We start from the raw sequence: 13,114 nt of genomic DNA, 5'->3' as shown, positions 1-13,114 counted from the left end.
GGAAATCGCCTGGACTGGCGCGGCGTTCAGGCGGCGACGCGGAAGCGCGACACCGAATTTTTCAGTTCCTGCGCCAGCATCGACAGTTTATGGATCGATTGCGCCGTTTGCTGCGTGCCATCCTGGGTCTGCTCCGTCACGCTCAGGATATGCTGGATATTCAAGGCCACGCCGCTGGCCGAACCGGCCTGCGTGCCGGTGGCGAACGAGATGCCCTGGATTAGTTCAGCCAGGTGTTTCGACACCTGGCTGATATCGTTCAAGGCTGCGCCGGCCGCGTCGGACAGGCGCGCGCCCTCGACCACGCCCTGCGTGGACGTTTCCATCGCCCGCGTCGCATCCTGGGTATCGGCCTGGATGGTGCGCACCAGCGCGCCGATCTGCTTGGCGGCGGCCGCCGAACGTTCGGCCAGGCGCTGCACTTCCTCGGCGACGACGGAAAAGCCGCGCCCCGCCTCGCCGGCCGAGGCAGCCTGGATGGCGGCATTCAGCGCCAGCACGTTGGTCTGCTCGGTGATGTCGGAAATGAGCTCGGTGATTTCGCCGATTTCCTGCGACGATTCGCCCAGGCGCTTGATGCGCTTGGACGTATCCTGGATCTGCTCGCGGATTTCATGCATGCCCTTGATGGCGTTTTCCACCGCCGTCGAACCCTGCTGCGCCGCCGCCACCGACTGGCGCGCCACGTCAGCCGAGACACTGGCCGATTTCGACACGTCGGTAATCGCATTGGCCATCTTGACCACGGTGGCGCTGACGCCCTGGATTTCGCGCGACTGCTGCTGCGACGCGATCAACAGCTTGCTGGAGATGCTTTGCGCCTGCGTCGAGGCGCGATTGACCTGTTCGGCCGTTGCCGTCACCCGCCCCACCAGGCCGCGCAATTCCTCGACCGTGTAATTGACGGAATCGGCGATGGCGCCCGTGATGTCTTCCGAGACGGTAGCCTGCACCGTCAGGTCGCCGTCGGCGACCTTCTGCAATTCGTTCATCAGGCGCAGGATGGCCGCCTGGTTTTGCTCATTCTTGGCCTTGGCCTGCTCTTCCTTTTCCTGCGACAGCAGGCGCTGGATTTCCGCTTCCTGGCGCCGCCGCTCGGCGTCGCGCGTGCGGTTGACGGAGTCCTGCAGCAGCACGCGTCCGATGCCGGCCGCCGCGATCAGGGTCAGCAACACGCCGCCGACCATCATCCAGAAGGCGACGCCCAGGGTTTCCTGGTTCACGTGGTACATCTGCTGCAGCAGGGTCAAACGCTGGCGCAGGTCCTCGTTCTCGTTGAAAATCAGCTGTTCGGCGCTTTTCGCCGAGCTGAATTTATCGAGCCGGTCGAGTATCGACGAAACCAGCTTCTGGTAAGTGTCGAAACTGGCTTTCAGCGCCACCAGCCGGTCGCGCAGTTCGGCGTCGCGCGTAGGCGCCAATTGCAGCGACACGCTGCCATTGAGCAGGCCTTCGACGGCGGTGCGGAAATACGTCGTGTCGCGTCCCAGCGAAAACGCCGTTTCCGAGCTGATGCTGCCCGACGACAGGAACTCGCTGGCGCTGCGGCTCATGCGCTGGCTCAGCATCATCAGGCGGCCGATGACGGCCAGGTCGCGCGCATTGCCGCCACGCTGCACCTTAAGCGCGGCGATTTCCTCGGTCTGCGCCAGCAGCGCCGGCGACAGCGCATTCAATTGCTGCAAGGTCTTGTCGAATTCGCCCAGTTCCAGTTTCAGGCGCAAGATGGTGCTGGCCGCGCGGTCGCTGCTGGCCCACTTCTTGCGCGCGTCGGCCACCGCAGCCAACAGGGCGGAACGCGACTCGCCGATATCGCGCCCGTGATACGTCCCGCCGCGCAGCATCAGTCGGAAATCCTGATTCAGTTCATTGCGGCTTTCCTCGAGCTGGCGGAAGGCTTCCGGATTGCCTTGCACGGCGTTCGGCGCAGCCTTGCCGATGCGCTGCGAATGCATCAGCGCATCGCTGGCCAGCTGCGTCTGCGCCGAAGCGATATTTCCGCTGCGCGTGTTCAGCCCGACGAACAGCAGGCTGGCGGCCAGACTCAGGGCCATCACCGTCGACAGGATGCTCAGCTGCTTTTGCAGCGGAAAATGGCCGATCAGCGGCAGCTTCCAGTCCCCGGCCGGCGCGCTGGCCAGCGACTTGCGCCGTCCCAGCGCGTCGCGCAGGCGCAGCGGCAGGTCGGCCGTCGATGCCGGCTCTTCCGGAGCGTGCTGCGCTTCGGGCAAGCCGGCCGCCAGGATCGGGGAATGGGCACCCATCAGCAAATATCCTTGTGGTCAGGGAGGCCGTCAAAGCCGGCATCGAGGAAGCGTGCCGACTGCGCCAGCTGCGCCAGGTCCAGGCGCAGCCACTGCTGCCCTTCGCTGTCGCGCAGCGCCTGCGCAGCCCACGATGGGAACACGCCCTGCGCCGCATCCTGCACGGGCTGCATCGCGCGCAACTGGCGCAAGCCCAACACGCGTTCGACCAGCAGTGCGCAATTGAGGCCCAGGCGAGGAGAAAAGGTGATGATGCGGCAGTGATTGCCGGGCACGCAAGCCGCTTCGCCCATGTAGCGGGCCAGGTCGACGACCCCCGTCAGACGCCCGCGCATGGCCGCCAGGCCCAGGTACCAGTCCTGCGCCAGCGGCACGCCCTGGATCTGCACACCGGCGGCAATGACGATTTCGCCAAGCTGCGTCAGGTCGAGCAGGCACGGCCGGCCACCGAGCATCACGCCCAGTTCCTTGCTCGCTGCCAGCGCGCCGCTGCGCGCGGCCTGTATCCGCTCGATCAATTGCAGCTGATACTGGCGCAAGCGCCCCTGCCGTGCACTCTTCTCGAAAGATAGCATGGCGGCGGACGGATAAGCCGCGGTGGATACGCCGTGACCTGGCATCGTCTGCATGCTCAGGAAATCGCGGCGATCTTGGCCAGCAACTCGGCTTCGACCACCGGCTTGACCAGGTAATCGCGCGCGCCCTGGCGCAAGCCCCAGATGCGGTCCGTTTCCTGGCTCTTGCTGGAGCAGATAATCACCGGCACGTCCTGCAGTTCGGGATCGCGCGCGATGGCGCGCGTGATCTGGAAGCCATTCGCACCGGGCATCACCACGTCCATCAGGATCAGGTCGGGCCTGGCCTGCTTGAGTTGCGCCAGCGCGTCGGCGCCGTCCTGCGCCGTGAGGACGGCGTAGCCGGCACGCACCAGGATCTCGCTCAGGTAATAGCGTTCTGTCGGCGAGTCGTCGACGATCAGAATTGTGTGTATGGCCATCTGCTTCCTTGCTGCGTTGTCAATCAATAAAACCACTTACTCAAAATGCCCGGCCAGGTGCAGCCGCACGGCCTCCAGCAGCGCCTCGCGCGCCAGCGGCTTGGCCAGGCAGGCGCTGGCGCCTGCCATGGCGCCGCGCGCGCGGTCGAACAGCCCCTCCTTCGACGACAGCATCAGCACCGGCGTGGCGTGATGCGCCGCGCTGGCCTTGATCAGCGCGCAGGTGCGGTAGCCGTCCAGGCGCGGCATCACAATGTCGCACACGATCAGCGCCGGCTGGCAGTCGGCGATCTTGGCCAGGGCCTCGAAGCCGTTTTCCGCCACCACCACACGATAACCGGCCTCGCCCAGGATCTTCGCGGCCGCGCTGCGTATCGTCGCGCTGTCGTCGATGACGAGTATCGTGGTGCCGGTGCACGCGGCATCGGCCGGCGCCTCGGGCAAAAAGGGACGCGTCATGTGATTATTCGACAATCTTTCATACCATAGCACAGCCTGCCGCGATACCTGCTTGCGGCAGCGGCATCCCATGGACCGCGATCAATTACAGCGCCACCATCTCGAAATCATCCTTGCGCGCACCGCATTCAGGGCAGGTCCAGTTCATCGGAACATCGGCCCAACGCGTGCCCGGAGCGATGTCTTCGTCAGGCAGACCAGCCGCTTCATCATAAACCCAGCCGCAAATAAGACACATCCACGTTTGGAATTGCTGCGTTGTTTCGTTGCTACTCACGTTCTGCCACCCTTCAATCAAGTAAAATGCTGAATTAGGTATCTTAATCTACCCGCCGTGCAAAACCAAACTTCTCCCCTCATATTAAGCTTCGGCGTGTCCGATCCGGTCGGCGCAATCGGCATCCAGGCCGACCTGGCCACGTTTTCAGCCTTTGGCTGCCATGGCCTGTCCGTCACCACGGGCCTGTTGATCAGCGATACGGCGCGCGTGGAAGACGTGCAGGCGGTCGATCCGGACTGGGTTTCCGACCAGGCGCGCGTGCTGCTGGAAGACATGTCCGTGGCCGCCATCAAGATCGGCGCGCTGGGCAGCGTGGAAAACGTCACGGCCATCGCTGAAATCGTCTCCGACTATCCGAACGTGCCGCTGATCCTCGATCCCTTCATTTCGGCGCTGCCGGAACAGGGCATGGACGACGAAGACATCCTCACGGCCGTGCGCCAGCTCTTGATCCCGCAAACGACCCTGCTGGTGCTCTCGCCGGTGGAACTGGAGCGCCTGGCCGAGACCTGGCGCGACGCCGATCCGGACGACACCCTGCAAAATGACGTCGACTATCTGGTGGCCCTGGGCTGCGAATACGTGCTCGTCACCGGCATGCCGGCCGACGCCAGCAAATCCGGCACGGCCGAAGGCAAGCTGCGCGCCAATACCCTGTTCGGCGAGGACGGCGTCGTGCGCCACGACGAATGGCAGCACCTGCCCGGCATCTTCAACGGCGCCGGCAGCACCCTGTCGGCCGCAGCCACTGCCCTGCTAGCCCTGGCGGAAAACGAAGACGATGTGCCGCAGGTGGTCGTGGCGGCGCAGGAATTCACCACCGGCGCACTGGCCCACGCACAGCGCCACGGCATGGGCAAGCTGGTGCCGAACCGGCTGTTCCGGCAGCAGCGCCCGCGCGGCGGCCAATAGACACAGACCAGACGACACAGACAACGATCCACTTTCAAGGCACGATTATCATGACGACGACTTCACAGAACGACATCCTGTTTACCCGCGCACAAAAAACCACGCCAGGCGGCGTCAATTCGCCCGTGCGCGCCTTCCGCTCCGTGGGCGGCACGCCGCGCTTCATCACGCGCGCCGAAGGCCCGTACTTCTGGGACGCGGATGGCAAGCGCTATATCGACTACATCGGCTCCTGGGGTCCGGCCATCGTCGGCCATGCCCATCCTGAAGTAGTGAAAGCGGTGCAGGATGCCGCCGCGCTGGGCCTGTCGTTCGGCGCGCCGACCGAAGGCGAAGTGCTGATGGCCGAGGAAATCACGCGCCTGGTGCCGTCGATCGAGCAGGTACGCCTGGTGTCGTCGGGCACGGAAGCGACCATGAGCGCCCTGCGCCTGGCGCGCGGCGCCACGGGGCGCGACAAGATCGTCAAGTTCGAAGGCTGCTACCACGGCCACGCCGATTCGCTGCTGGTAAAGGCGGGCAGCGGCCTGCTCACCTTCGGCAACCCGACGTCGGCTGGCGTGCCGGAAGATTTCGTGAAGCACACGCTGGTGCTCGACTATAACAACGTGGAACAGCTGAAAGACGCCTTCGACAGCTTCGGCGCGGAAATCGCCTGCGTCATCGTCGAACCCGTGGCCGGCAACATGAACCTGGTGAAAGCCACGCCGGCATTCCTGCAGGCGATGCGCGAACTGTGCACGCAGCACGGCGCCCTGCTCATTTTCGATGAAGTCATGTGCGGCTTGCGCGTGGCCCTGGGCGGCGCGCAGGCGCTGTACGGCATCCGGCCCGACCTCACGGCGCTGGGCAAGGTGATCGGCGGCGGCATGCCGGTGGCGGCTTTCGGCGGCAGCGCGGCGCTGATGCACCATATGGCGCCGCTGGGCGCCGTCTACCAGGCCGGTACCTTGTCCGGCAACCCCGTCGCCGTGGCGGCCGGCATGGCCACCTTGAAACTGATCCAGCAGCCAGGCTTCTACGAGCAGCTGGGCGCCACGGCCAAGCGCCTGGCCGAAGGCCTGACGGCCGCCGCCAAAGAAGCGGGCGTGGTCTTCTGCGCCGACTATATCGGCGGCATGTTCGGCATTTATTTCAGCGCCACCCCACCGGCCAGCTACGCGGAAATGATGGCGGGCGACCGCAGCAAGTTCAACGCCTTCTTCCACGCCATGCTGGACGAAGGCGTGTACTTTGCGCCCGCCGCCTTCGAGGCGGGCTTCGTCTCGGCGCAGCACGACGATGCCGTCATCGACGCCACCATCGCTGCCGCACGCAAGGTGTTTGCCAAGCTCGCGTAAAGTTACACCACCGCGGTGTCCATCACCGCGGCCACCAGCGCCGGCAGGCTGGCCATGTCGCTGAACACGACATGCGCGCCAGCCGCCTTCAGGCGCGCTTCCTGGCCGGCGGCGATATGCCCGCCGCCGATGAATCCCAATACCGTCATGCCCGCCGCCACGGCGGCCGTCACGCCCGTGACGCTGTCTTCCAGCACCAGGCACTGGCCAGGCGGCACGCCGAAAGCAGCCGCCGCTGCCAGGTACAGGCCCGGATGCGGCTTGGCGTGACCCACCAGGTCCGGCGTGAAGACGCGCTTGTCGAACAGCGGCGCCATGCTAGTCCGCTCGAGCGACGACAGCACGCGCGCGCTGACGCTGTTCGAGGCCACAGCCTTGGGCAGGGGAATGGCGGCCAGCGCCTGCGCCACGCCGGGCACGGCGCGCAACTGCGCATCGCAAGCCACATCGACGGCGTTACCGATGGCCATGATCTCGTCGGCCGGCAATTGCGGCAAGCCCAGCTCCTCGTAGATATCCTGCATCAGCGGCACCAGGCGCTGGCCCAGGCGCGGCTCGATCAAGCCCTGCAGGGTGACGCCCTCGGGCAGGTTGGGCAGGCGCGGCCCCAGCAATTCCAGCAGCGCTTGCAGGGCCACGGCCTCGCTGTCGACCAGCACGCCGTCGCAGTCGCTGATCAGGTGGGTAAAGCGCGTTGGGATGGTGGCGGTATCAGGCATGGACTCTCCAGAAGGCAACAGTGACGGGAAATGCGGCGGCCAGCCGGCCAAGGCTGGCATCGCAACGATCATAGGTGGAACGGGCGGACGCTACCACGCAGAAAACGTCTGAATGACGATACTTTTCTGCCAAAGGCAGCCAACGGGGACAGAATCGGGCGTCAGGCAAGCGGCTACGCGCAAATACCAATTCAATACCACGCAATACCAGTGATTATCGCTGATTTTTGAAATTGCTGCGCTCGCATTGAAATCCGGACAAGATCCGGTGGTGGTGCCGGGGCGCGGACGCGTCCCGGCGACAAGGGCTTATTTCAGCCAGCCGCGGTGGCGGAAGTACAGGAAGGGGGCGATGGCGCTGGTGACCATCAGGCCCCAGGCCCACGGATAGCCGAACGACCATTCCAGTTCCGGCATCAGCTTGAAGTTCATGCCGTACACGCTGGCGATCAGGGTAGGCGGCAGGAAGGCCACGCTGGCCACCGAGAAGATCTTGATGATCTTGTTCTGGTTGATGTTGATGAAACCGACGGTGGCATCCATCAGGAAGTTGATCTTATCAAACAAGAAAGACGTGTGACCGTCCAGCGATTCGATGTCGCGCAAGATCTGCCGCGCTTCCTCGAACTGCTCGGAATTGAGCAAGCGGCCACGCATCAGGAAACTCACGGCGCGGCGCGTATCCATCATGTTGCGGCGGATGCGGCCATTCAAATCTTCCTCGTGGGCAATGGCATTCAGCGCTTCGGCCGCGTGCGCATCCGTAAATTCCTTTTGCAGCACGCGCGTGCTGACTTCTTCCAGATTCTGGTAGATGCCTTCGAGCACGTCGGCCGAGTATTCGGCATCGGTGGCGTACAGGTCGAGCAGCACGTCCATGTAGTCGGCAATCGAGCCTGGCCGCGAACGGGCGCGCATGCGCACCAGGCGGAACACGGGCAAGTCGTCCGTATGCATGGAAAACAGGATCTTGCGGGCAAGAATGAAGGCTACCGTGATGACGCGCGACGGGCCGTCGTCCTCTTCGCGCAGGAAGTCCGTGCGCAGATGCAAGTCGCCGTTTTCCGCTTCGTAATAGCGGGCCGACGCTTCAATATCCTTGACTTCGTCTTCGCCCGGCAGGGTGACGTTGTAGATGGCCTTGACCCAGGCCCGTTCATCATCGGTGGGGTCGGTCAGGTCGACCCACACCGGTTCGGCATTTTCGAGGTCTGCGCGGCTGTCGATCGGCACCTGGTTGAGCCGGCCATTCTGTAATACAAAGACATTGATCATGCGCGCTCTCAGCCGGATGTTGGGTTATCGTGATGTGCTGGCGCTGGCGCCAAAAATGAAAACAGCGCAAGTGTACCCGCAAAGGCCTTTTCACGACCACCCCCGGCACCGCTTTTTCACGGAAAAAGTGCGGCGTTGCACCAACTGGGCCGATTAAGATGCTGCGCCGCAATAATGCCAATCAGGCATCCTTGATTTTATGAAAAGAAATTCCACTATCCTCAAGGCAATTCCGCCGCCCCCATGCGGTGCAGGATGATACTGGTACGCCGGTTCAGGTAGCCCGTGTCGCGGTGACGGTCATAATAGCGGGGATTCGGCAGCATCACGGCCAGTTTTGCCGCCTGTCCGGCGCTCAGGCCCGCCGCGCTGACCCGGTAATAGTGGCGTCCGGCCGCTTCGGCGCCAAAGATGCCCGTGCCAAACTCCACCACATTCAAATAAATCTCGAAAATGCGCTGCTTCTCCATCAGGCTTTCCAGCATGTACGTGATGATCAATTCCTGGCCCTTGCGCACATAGCTGCGCGAGCCGGACAGGAACAAATTCTTCGCCAGTTGCTGCGTGATGGTGGAGCCGCCCGCCACGACCTTCTGCTTCTTGCTGTTTTTTTCATATGCCTTTTGCAAGGCTTCCCAGTCTACGCCTTCGTGCTCGGAAAAATTCGCGTCTTCCGAGGCGATGATGGACCGTTTCAAATTGTTCGAGATGCGGTTGTACGGCACCCACGTCTGCTGGATGGTGGCGTTGGGATTCTTGTCCTGCAAAACAGACAACTGTTCGCGCATGAAAGCCGTGCTGGACGGGTTATGGTCGACCCACCACCAGATTTGCAGGAAGAAATACAGTTGCACGACGATAAACGCCAGCACGGGCAGGATGAACAGCCACTTGATCCAGCCGTAGCGGCTGCCGCTGCGGCGCGCGCCCTTCTTGCCGGCGCTCACAGGGCACTGCGCAATTGCGCCAGCAAATCCTGCGTCTGCGGCCGCACGCCGCGCCACACGTAAAACGCTTCGGCCGCCTGCTCCACCAGCATGCCCAGGCCGTCGCGCACCTGCGCGCCATGCTGGGCGGCAAAATCCATGAAGACGGTGGGCTGGGCGCCGTACATCATGTCCAGCGCCAGGGTGTGGCGGCCGAAAATACCCGGCGGCACGGGCGGCAAGTCGCCCGCCAGGCTGGCCGAAGTGGCATTGATGACGATATCGAACTGGCCATCGGGCTGCGCGAAGCTGCCGGCGCGCAGCTGCCCGGGGTGCGCCAGCGCGTCGGCAAACTGCGCCACCAGCGCCTCGGCCGTGGCCACGGTGCGGTTGGCAATGAACATTTCCTGCGGCCCCTGTTCCAGCAAGGGCAGTACGACGCCGCGCGACGCGCCGCCGGCGCCCAGCAGCAGGATGCGCTTGCCCGCGACGCTCACGCCCGCGTTGCGCACGATGTCCGCCACCAGGCCCGCGCCATCGGTATTGTCGCCAAGAATGGTTTCATTATCGAAACGCAGGGTATTGACGGCACCGGCCGCTTGCGCACGCGGCGTCAACTCGGTGGCCAGCGCGCACGCGTCCAGTTTAAAGGGCACCGTCACGTTCGCACCCTTGCCGCCCTCGGCGGCAAACGTACGGGCCGCCAGGGCAAAACCGTCGAGCGGCGCCAGCCGGCGATCGTAGACCATGGCCTGGCCTGTCTGCAAGGCAAACGCGGCGTGGATCAAGGGGGACTTGCTGTGGGCGATGGGATTGCCGAAGACACAATATTGATCGGGATTCATTTCTTGCTTGTTCAATTGCTGCCGCCAGTCAGGTTAGCTTCCATTTTTTCTTCGCGCGTAAATTTGAAGCGGGTGATGACGACCCACAGGTCATCCTTGTCACTCGACAACATATTCGGTGGAAAACGGCCATACGGCGCCGCGCGGCGCACGATGGCCAGGGCCGCCGCATCGAGCGCCGGGTTGCCCGAGCTTTTTTCCACGCGGGCGCCGCCTTCCTTCTGGTAAATCGTGCCGTCCTGGAAGATGGGGATGTAGACGACCAGTTCGCCATACATCTTGCGGCCATTCTTTTGCGGGAAATTCAGGGTGCCGATTTCCTCGATGCGCTTTTGCAGGGTCTTGTAATACATGGCATAGCCGACTTCCTGCGTGCTGGGCGTAATAAAAGTCTTGCGCGGACGTTTATTTTGGTCTTCCACGGTCTGGCTGATCTCGGCCGCCATGCGCGCGATGGCCTTGCTGCTTTCCATCAAGTCCGAGCCGCTGGCCAGGGGATTGGGCTTGTCCTTTTCCGTGACGGGCGCGGCGCTGTAAGGCGTCGGCTTGGCCGCCTGCGTCAGCAATTCCTGCTGTTTTTGTTCCAGTTCGGCAATGCGCCTGGCGCTGGCCTTGACGCTGTCGCCCTCTTCCACCTTGCGCATGTCGGGCAAGGGCGACTTGGCGCGCCCCTTGTCGGCCTGTCCGCCACCGTCGAGGTTGGCTTGCGCCAGCGCCTCGGCCTTCAGCGGCTTGTTCGCATGCTTGGCATTGACCAGGATCACTTCCAGGCCGGGATCGGTGGCCACGGCCCGCTGCGGCGCCGGGGCGACAAAATGCATCGCCAGCAAGGCGCCGTGCGCCAGCAGCGAGACCGCCACGGCTATCATCAGGAAACGATTCTCTCGGAAAGACTTCACGCGCAACCCAGTTCGCAACAAGCACAAGATACAAGATGGCTGAATTCTACGTCAAAGGGCGGTGCCGGCAACAGTTTTCAGCACCGCCTGATGGCCTGACGGACGCCTTACTTGACCCCGGGTTCGCTGACCACGTCTTCGCTGGCCAGTTCCGCCACTTCCGCCTCGGCATCGCTGACCTGGTTGGCCGCTTCCGGCGATGCTTCCGGCGCCACATCGCCCTCGTCTGCGCCTTCGTCGCCCGCATCTTCCTCGTAGTCCAGCTCGGCGTCGTCGGCCGCCGCGTCCGGCACGGCGGCGATTTCCAGCAGGCGCGCTTCGATGCTCAAGTCGACTTCATCCCAGCGCAGCAAGTCCAGTTTCACCTGGGCGCCGCGCGCCACCGATGGCATGCCCGGCAGCTTGATGACCAGCGGAATGTCGACCAGGCGCAGGATTTCATCCTTCAAGACGACGGCATCGACCTGGCGCGCGTTTTCCTGGTGCAGCCAGCGCAAGCACCAGTAGCGTTCCATGTTCGACTGGAAATCGCCATACGCGGCATACGCAGCGTCGAAGGCCGAGACGATGGCGAACAAATTCGCGTCGCGCGGCTTGAACGGCGCCACCAGCGGCGCCGTCACGCCATGCTCGGCGCAGGCGATGATTTGCCACTGGTTCACCAGGTCCGTATAGCGGCGCAAGGGCGAGGTGCTCCACGCGTATTGATCCACGCCCAGGCCCTGGTGCGGCGCCGCATGGGTGACCATGCGCACCTGCATCTTTGCCGCCCAGCTATTGCCGCTGCCGCCGCCCTGGCTGCGGTAGATGCCCGGCACGCCATGGTCGTGCAGCATCTTGCCCCAGGTACTGTTGGCAAAAATCATCAATTCGGCGACGATCTTGTCCAGCGGCGCGCCACGCTTGCGGCGCGCCACGGTGACGATGTCATTTTCCACATAGAAATTGAAATCAACGCGGTTATTCTGTTCCGGCTTCAAGCCAAACGCTTCGCGCTTTTTCATGCGGCCCTGTTCCAGCTGCTGCGCCCATTGCCACAACACGGCAAAATCGGCCTTGTGCGGATACTCGCCTTCACCGCTGGCCAGGGTTTCCTCGTTGACCAGGTCGTCCAGCTGGTTATGGCGCAAATTGCTGGCGATCGGCACCAGTTCCGCGCGCGTGTGCGTGCTGACAACTGCCCAGTCCGCTTTCGGGTCCAGCGTGGCGTACAGCGACAGGGCCGGGCACGTCGTGCCTTCCGCGAGCGTGAAAGCATTCACGATTTCATCCGGCAGCATGGTGATCTTGTCGCCTGGCATGTAGACGGTCGACATGCGCTGGCGCGCCATCTTGTCGATCACGTCTTCCGGGCGGATGCCCAGGCCCGGCGCGGCGATGTGGATACCTACTTTCACGGTGCCATCCGGCAACGGTTGCACGGAGAAGGCATCGTCGATCTCGGTGGTGGTCACGTCGTCGATCGAGAAGGCGGCCACGTCGGCCAGCGGCAGCTTGGCCGTCACGGATGGCACGGGCACGCTCGGGAAGCCGGCGCCTTTCGGAAAATTCTCGAAGAGGAATTTCGACAAGTGCAAGTCTTTCGGCGAAGCAATACCACCGACGGCCAGCATCAGGCGCGGCGGCGTCGTGTGCAATTCCGTGCACGCCGCTTCCAGTGCCTTGTATTCGATGGTGTTCTTGTCCGGCTTGAACAGCAGTTGCAGCACCATGGGCTGCATCGAGGCAGGCAAGCGGTTCTGTTTCAGCTCTTCCACATACGCGGCTTGCACCAGCGCCTGCTGTTTTTTCTTTTCGATGCCGGCCAGGGCCGCCTTCAGGGACGCTTCCGGCGCCGCCTTGTAGCGGCCACGGCCCTTCTTGTAGAAATACACGGGCGCCGAATGCAGGGCCAGGATCAGGCCGGCAGCTTCCGGCGGCAATGGTGCGTGACCGAAATACTCGGCACCCAGCTCGGCAAAGCCGAACTCGTCTTCGCCTGCCACTTCCCACAGGAAATCGAGGTCGATCTCGGCAGCAACAGTCTTGGCTTGCTCCAGCAGCTCGGCCGGGGACGGTTTTTCATACTGCAGCAGCACATCCTTGACCTTGACCTTGGTGCGCTTGCCGCTGGCCATTTCGACCTGGTACGCTTCACCCGCTTGCGACAGGACCGTGCCGACCTTGAAATCGCCGGATTCTTCAAAAAATAGATTCAT

The 13,114-nt window shown here is 63.3% G+C and carries 14 protein-coding genes; 3 read left to right on the top strand and 11 right to left on the bottom strand.

Annotated elements, in window-relative coordinates:
- Nucleotides 1-26: 26 nt before the first annotated feature.
- The 5 genes from OX460_RS25190 to OX460_RS25170 form a co-directional block, all read right to left on the bottom strand.
- Nucleotides 27-2,264, bottom strand: coding sequence for a methyl-accepting chemotaxis protein (locus OX460_RS25190; protein WP_289900303.1), 2,238 nt, complete (start codon nt 2,262-2,264; stop codon nt 27-29).
- Nucleotides 2,264-2,803: a chemotaxis protein CheW gene (locus tag OX460_RS25185; RefSeq protein ID WP_354669843.1), complete on the bottom strand. Its 540-nt coding sequence runs from the start codon at nt 2,801-2,803 to the stop codon at nt 2,264-2,266. The genes OX460_RS25190 and OX460_RS25185 overlap by 1 nt, the downstream gene beginning before the upstream one ends.
- A gap of 92 nt (nt 2,804-2,895) precedes the next feature.
- Nucleotides 2,896-3,261: a response regulator gene (locus OX460_RS25180; RefSeq protein WP_077408483.1), complete on the bottom strand. Its 366-nt coding sequence runs from the start codon at nt 3,259-3,261 to the stop codon at nt 2,896-2,898.
- A 36-nt stretch (nt 3,262-3,297) separates the two neighbouring features.
- A complete protein-coding gene (locus OX460_RS25175; RefSeq protein WP_289900302.1) occupies nt 3,298-3,720 on the bottom strand; it encodes a response regulator in 423 nt (140 codons plus the stop codon).
- A gap of 85 nt (nt 3,721-3,805) precedes the next feature.
- Entirely contained in the window at nt 3,806-3,958 is a 153-nt protein-coding gene (locus tag OX460_RS25170) for a rubredoxin (RefSeq protein ID WP_010401308.1), read from the bottom strand.
- A 96-nt stretch (nt 3,959-4,054) separates the two neighbouring features.
- Here OX460_RS25170 and OX460_RS25165 point away from each other — a divergent pair, with 96 nt between their 5' ends.
- Both OX460_RS25165 and hemL read left to right on the top strand, forming a co-directional pair.
- Nucleotides 4,055-4,912, top strand: a complete 858-nt coding sequence (locus OX460_RS25165) for a hydroxymethylpyrimidine/phosphomethylpyrimidine kinase (protein ID WP_289900301.1) — start codon at nt 4,055-4,057, stop codon at nt 4,910-4,912.
- A 50-nt stretch (nt 4,913-4,962) separates the two neighbouring features.
- On the top strand, nt 4,963-6,252 hold the full coding sequence (gene hemL, locus OX460_RS25160) for a glutamate-1-semialdehyde 2,1-aminomutase (RefSeq protein ID WP_289900300.1): 1,290 nt from the start codon (nt 4,963-4,965) through the stop codon (nt 6,250-6,252).
- A gap of 2 nt (nt 6,253-6,254) precedes the next feature.
- Here the strand turns inward: hemL and OX460_RS25155 are convergent, their stop codons facing one another.
- Together OX460_RS25155 and corA are read right to left on the bottom strand one after the other, a co-directional pair.
- Nucleotides 6,255-6,971 (bottom strand): HAD-IA family hydrolase, encoded by a 717-nt coding sequence (locus OX460_RS25155; RefSeq protein WP_289900299.1) that lies wholly within the window; start codon nt 6,969-6,971, stop codon nt 6,255-6,257.
- Between the two features lie 309 nt (nt 6,972-7,280).
- A complete protein-coding gene (gene corA / locus OX460_RS25150) occupies nt 7,281-8,246 on the bottom strand; it encodes a magnesium/cobalt transporter CorA (protein ID WP_077408488.1) in 966 nt (321 codons plus the stop codon).
- On the opposite strand from corA, the gene OX460_RS25145 reads away from it, so the two are divergent.
- Complete coding sequence (locus OX460_RS25145) at nt 8,245-8,403, top strand: hypothetical protein (protein WP_289900298.1); 159 nt, start codon at nt 8,245-8,247, stop codon at nt 8,401-8,403. The genes corA and OX460_RS25145 overlap by 2 nt on opposite strands.
- Before the next feature lie 64 nt (nt 8,404-8,467).
- Here the strand turns inward: OX460_RS25145 and mtgA are convergent, their stop codons facing one another.
- From mtgA to OX460_RS25125, 4 genes are all read right to left on the bottom strand, one after another.
- Nucleotides 8,468-9,193, bottom strand: a complete 726-nt coding sequence (mtgA, locus tag OX460_RS25140; protein WP_289900297.1) for a monofunctional biosynthetic peptidoglycan transglycosylase — start codon at nt 9,191-9,193, stop codon at nt 8,468-8,470.
- Nucleotides 9,190-10,017 carry a shikimate dehydrogenase gene (gene aroE / locus OX460_RS25135; protein WP_289900345.1) on the bottom strand — a complete coding sequence of 276 codons (828 nt, stop codon included), beginning with the start codon at nt 10,015-10,017 and terminating at the stop codon, nt 9,190-9,192. The genes mtgA and aroE overlap by 4 nt, the downstream gene beginning before the upstream one ends.
- An 11-nt stretch (nt 10,018-10,028) precedes the next feature.
- Entirely contained in the window at nt 10,029-10,886 is an 858-nt protein-coding gene (locus OX460_RS25130) for a TonB family protein (protein ID WP_077408490.1), read from the bottom strand.
- 137 nt (nt 10,887-11,023) lie between these two features.
- Nucleotides 11,024-13,114, bottom strand: coding sequence for an RNB domain-containing ribonuclease (locus OX460_RS25125; RefSeq protein ID WP_099666530.1), 2,091 nt, complete (start codon nt 13,112-13,114; stop codon nt 11,024-11,026).

Source organism: Janthinobacterium sp. SUN033, assembly GCF_030397595.1.
In the GTDB taxonomy this organism is placed as follows: domain Bacteria; phylum Pseudomonadota; class Gammaproteobacteria; order Burkholderiales; family Burkholderiaceae_D; genus Janthinobacterium; species Janthinobacterium kumbetense.
The sequence above is the reverse complement of the archived record's forward strand: the minus strand, read 5'-3'. Positions and strand labels throughout refer to the sequence as shown.

Coding starts and splice junctions, on each gene's coding strand:
- OX460_RS25190 (WP_289900303.1), bottom strand. CDS start 2,264: ATGGGTGCCCATTCCCCGATCCTGGCGGCCGGCTTGCCCGAAGCGCAG.
- OX460_RS25180 (WP_077408483.1), bottom strand. CDS start 3,261: ATGGCCATACACACAATTCTGATCGTCGACGACTCGCCGACAGAACGC.
- OX460_RS25175 (WP_289900302.1), bottom strand. CDS start 3,720: ATGACGCGTCCCTTTTTGCCCGAGGCGCCGGCCGATGCCGCGTGCACC.
- OX460_RS25170 (WP_010401308.1), bottom strand. CDS start 3,958: ATGTGTCTTATTTGCGGCTGGGTTTATGATGAAGCGGCTGGTCTGCCT.
- hemL (WP_289900300.1), top strand. CDS start 4,963: ATGACGACGACTTCACAGAACGACATCCTGTTTACCCGCGCACAAAAA.
- OX460_RS25155 (WP_289900299.1), bottom strand. CDS start 6,971: ATGCCTGATACCGCCACCATCCCAACGCGCTTTACCCACCTGATCAGC.
- OX460_RS25145 (WP_289900298.1), top strand. CDS start 8,245: ATGCGCGCTCTCAGCCGGATGTTGGGTTATCGTGATGTGCTGGCGCTG.
- corA (WP_077408488.1), bottom strand. CDS start 8,246: ATGATCAATGTCTTTGTATTACAGAATGGCCGGCTCAACCAGGTGCCG.
- aroE (WP_289900345.1), bottom strand. CDS start 10,017: ATGAATCCCGATCAATATTGTGTCTTCGGCAATCCCATCGCCCACAGC.
- OX460_RS25130 (WP_077408490.1), bottom strand. CDS start 10,886: ATGATAGCCGTGGCGGTCTCGCTGCTGGCGCACGGCGCCTTGCTGGCG.
- OX460_RS25125 (WP_099666530.1), bottom strand. CDS start 13,114: ATGAATCTATTTTTTGAAGAATCCGGCGATTTCAAGGTCGGCACGGTC.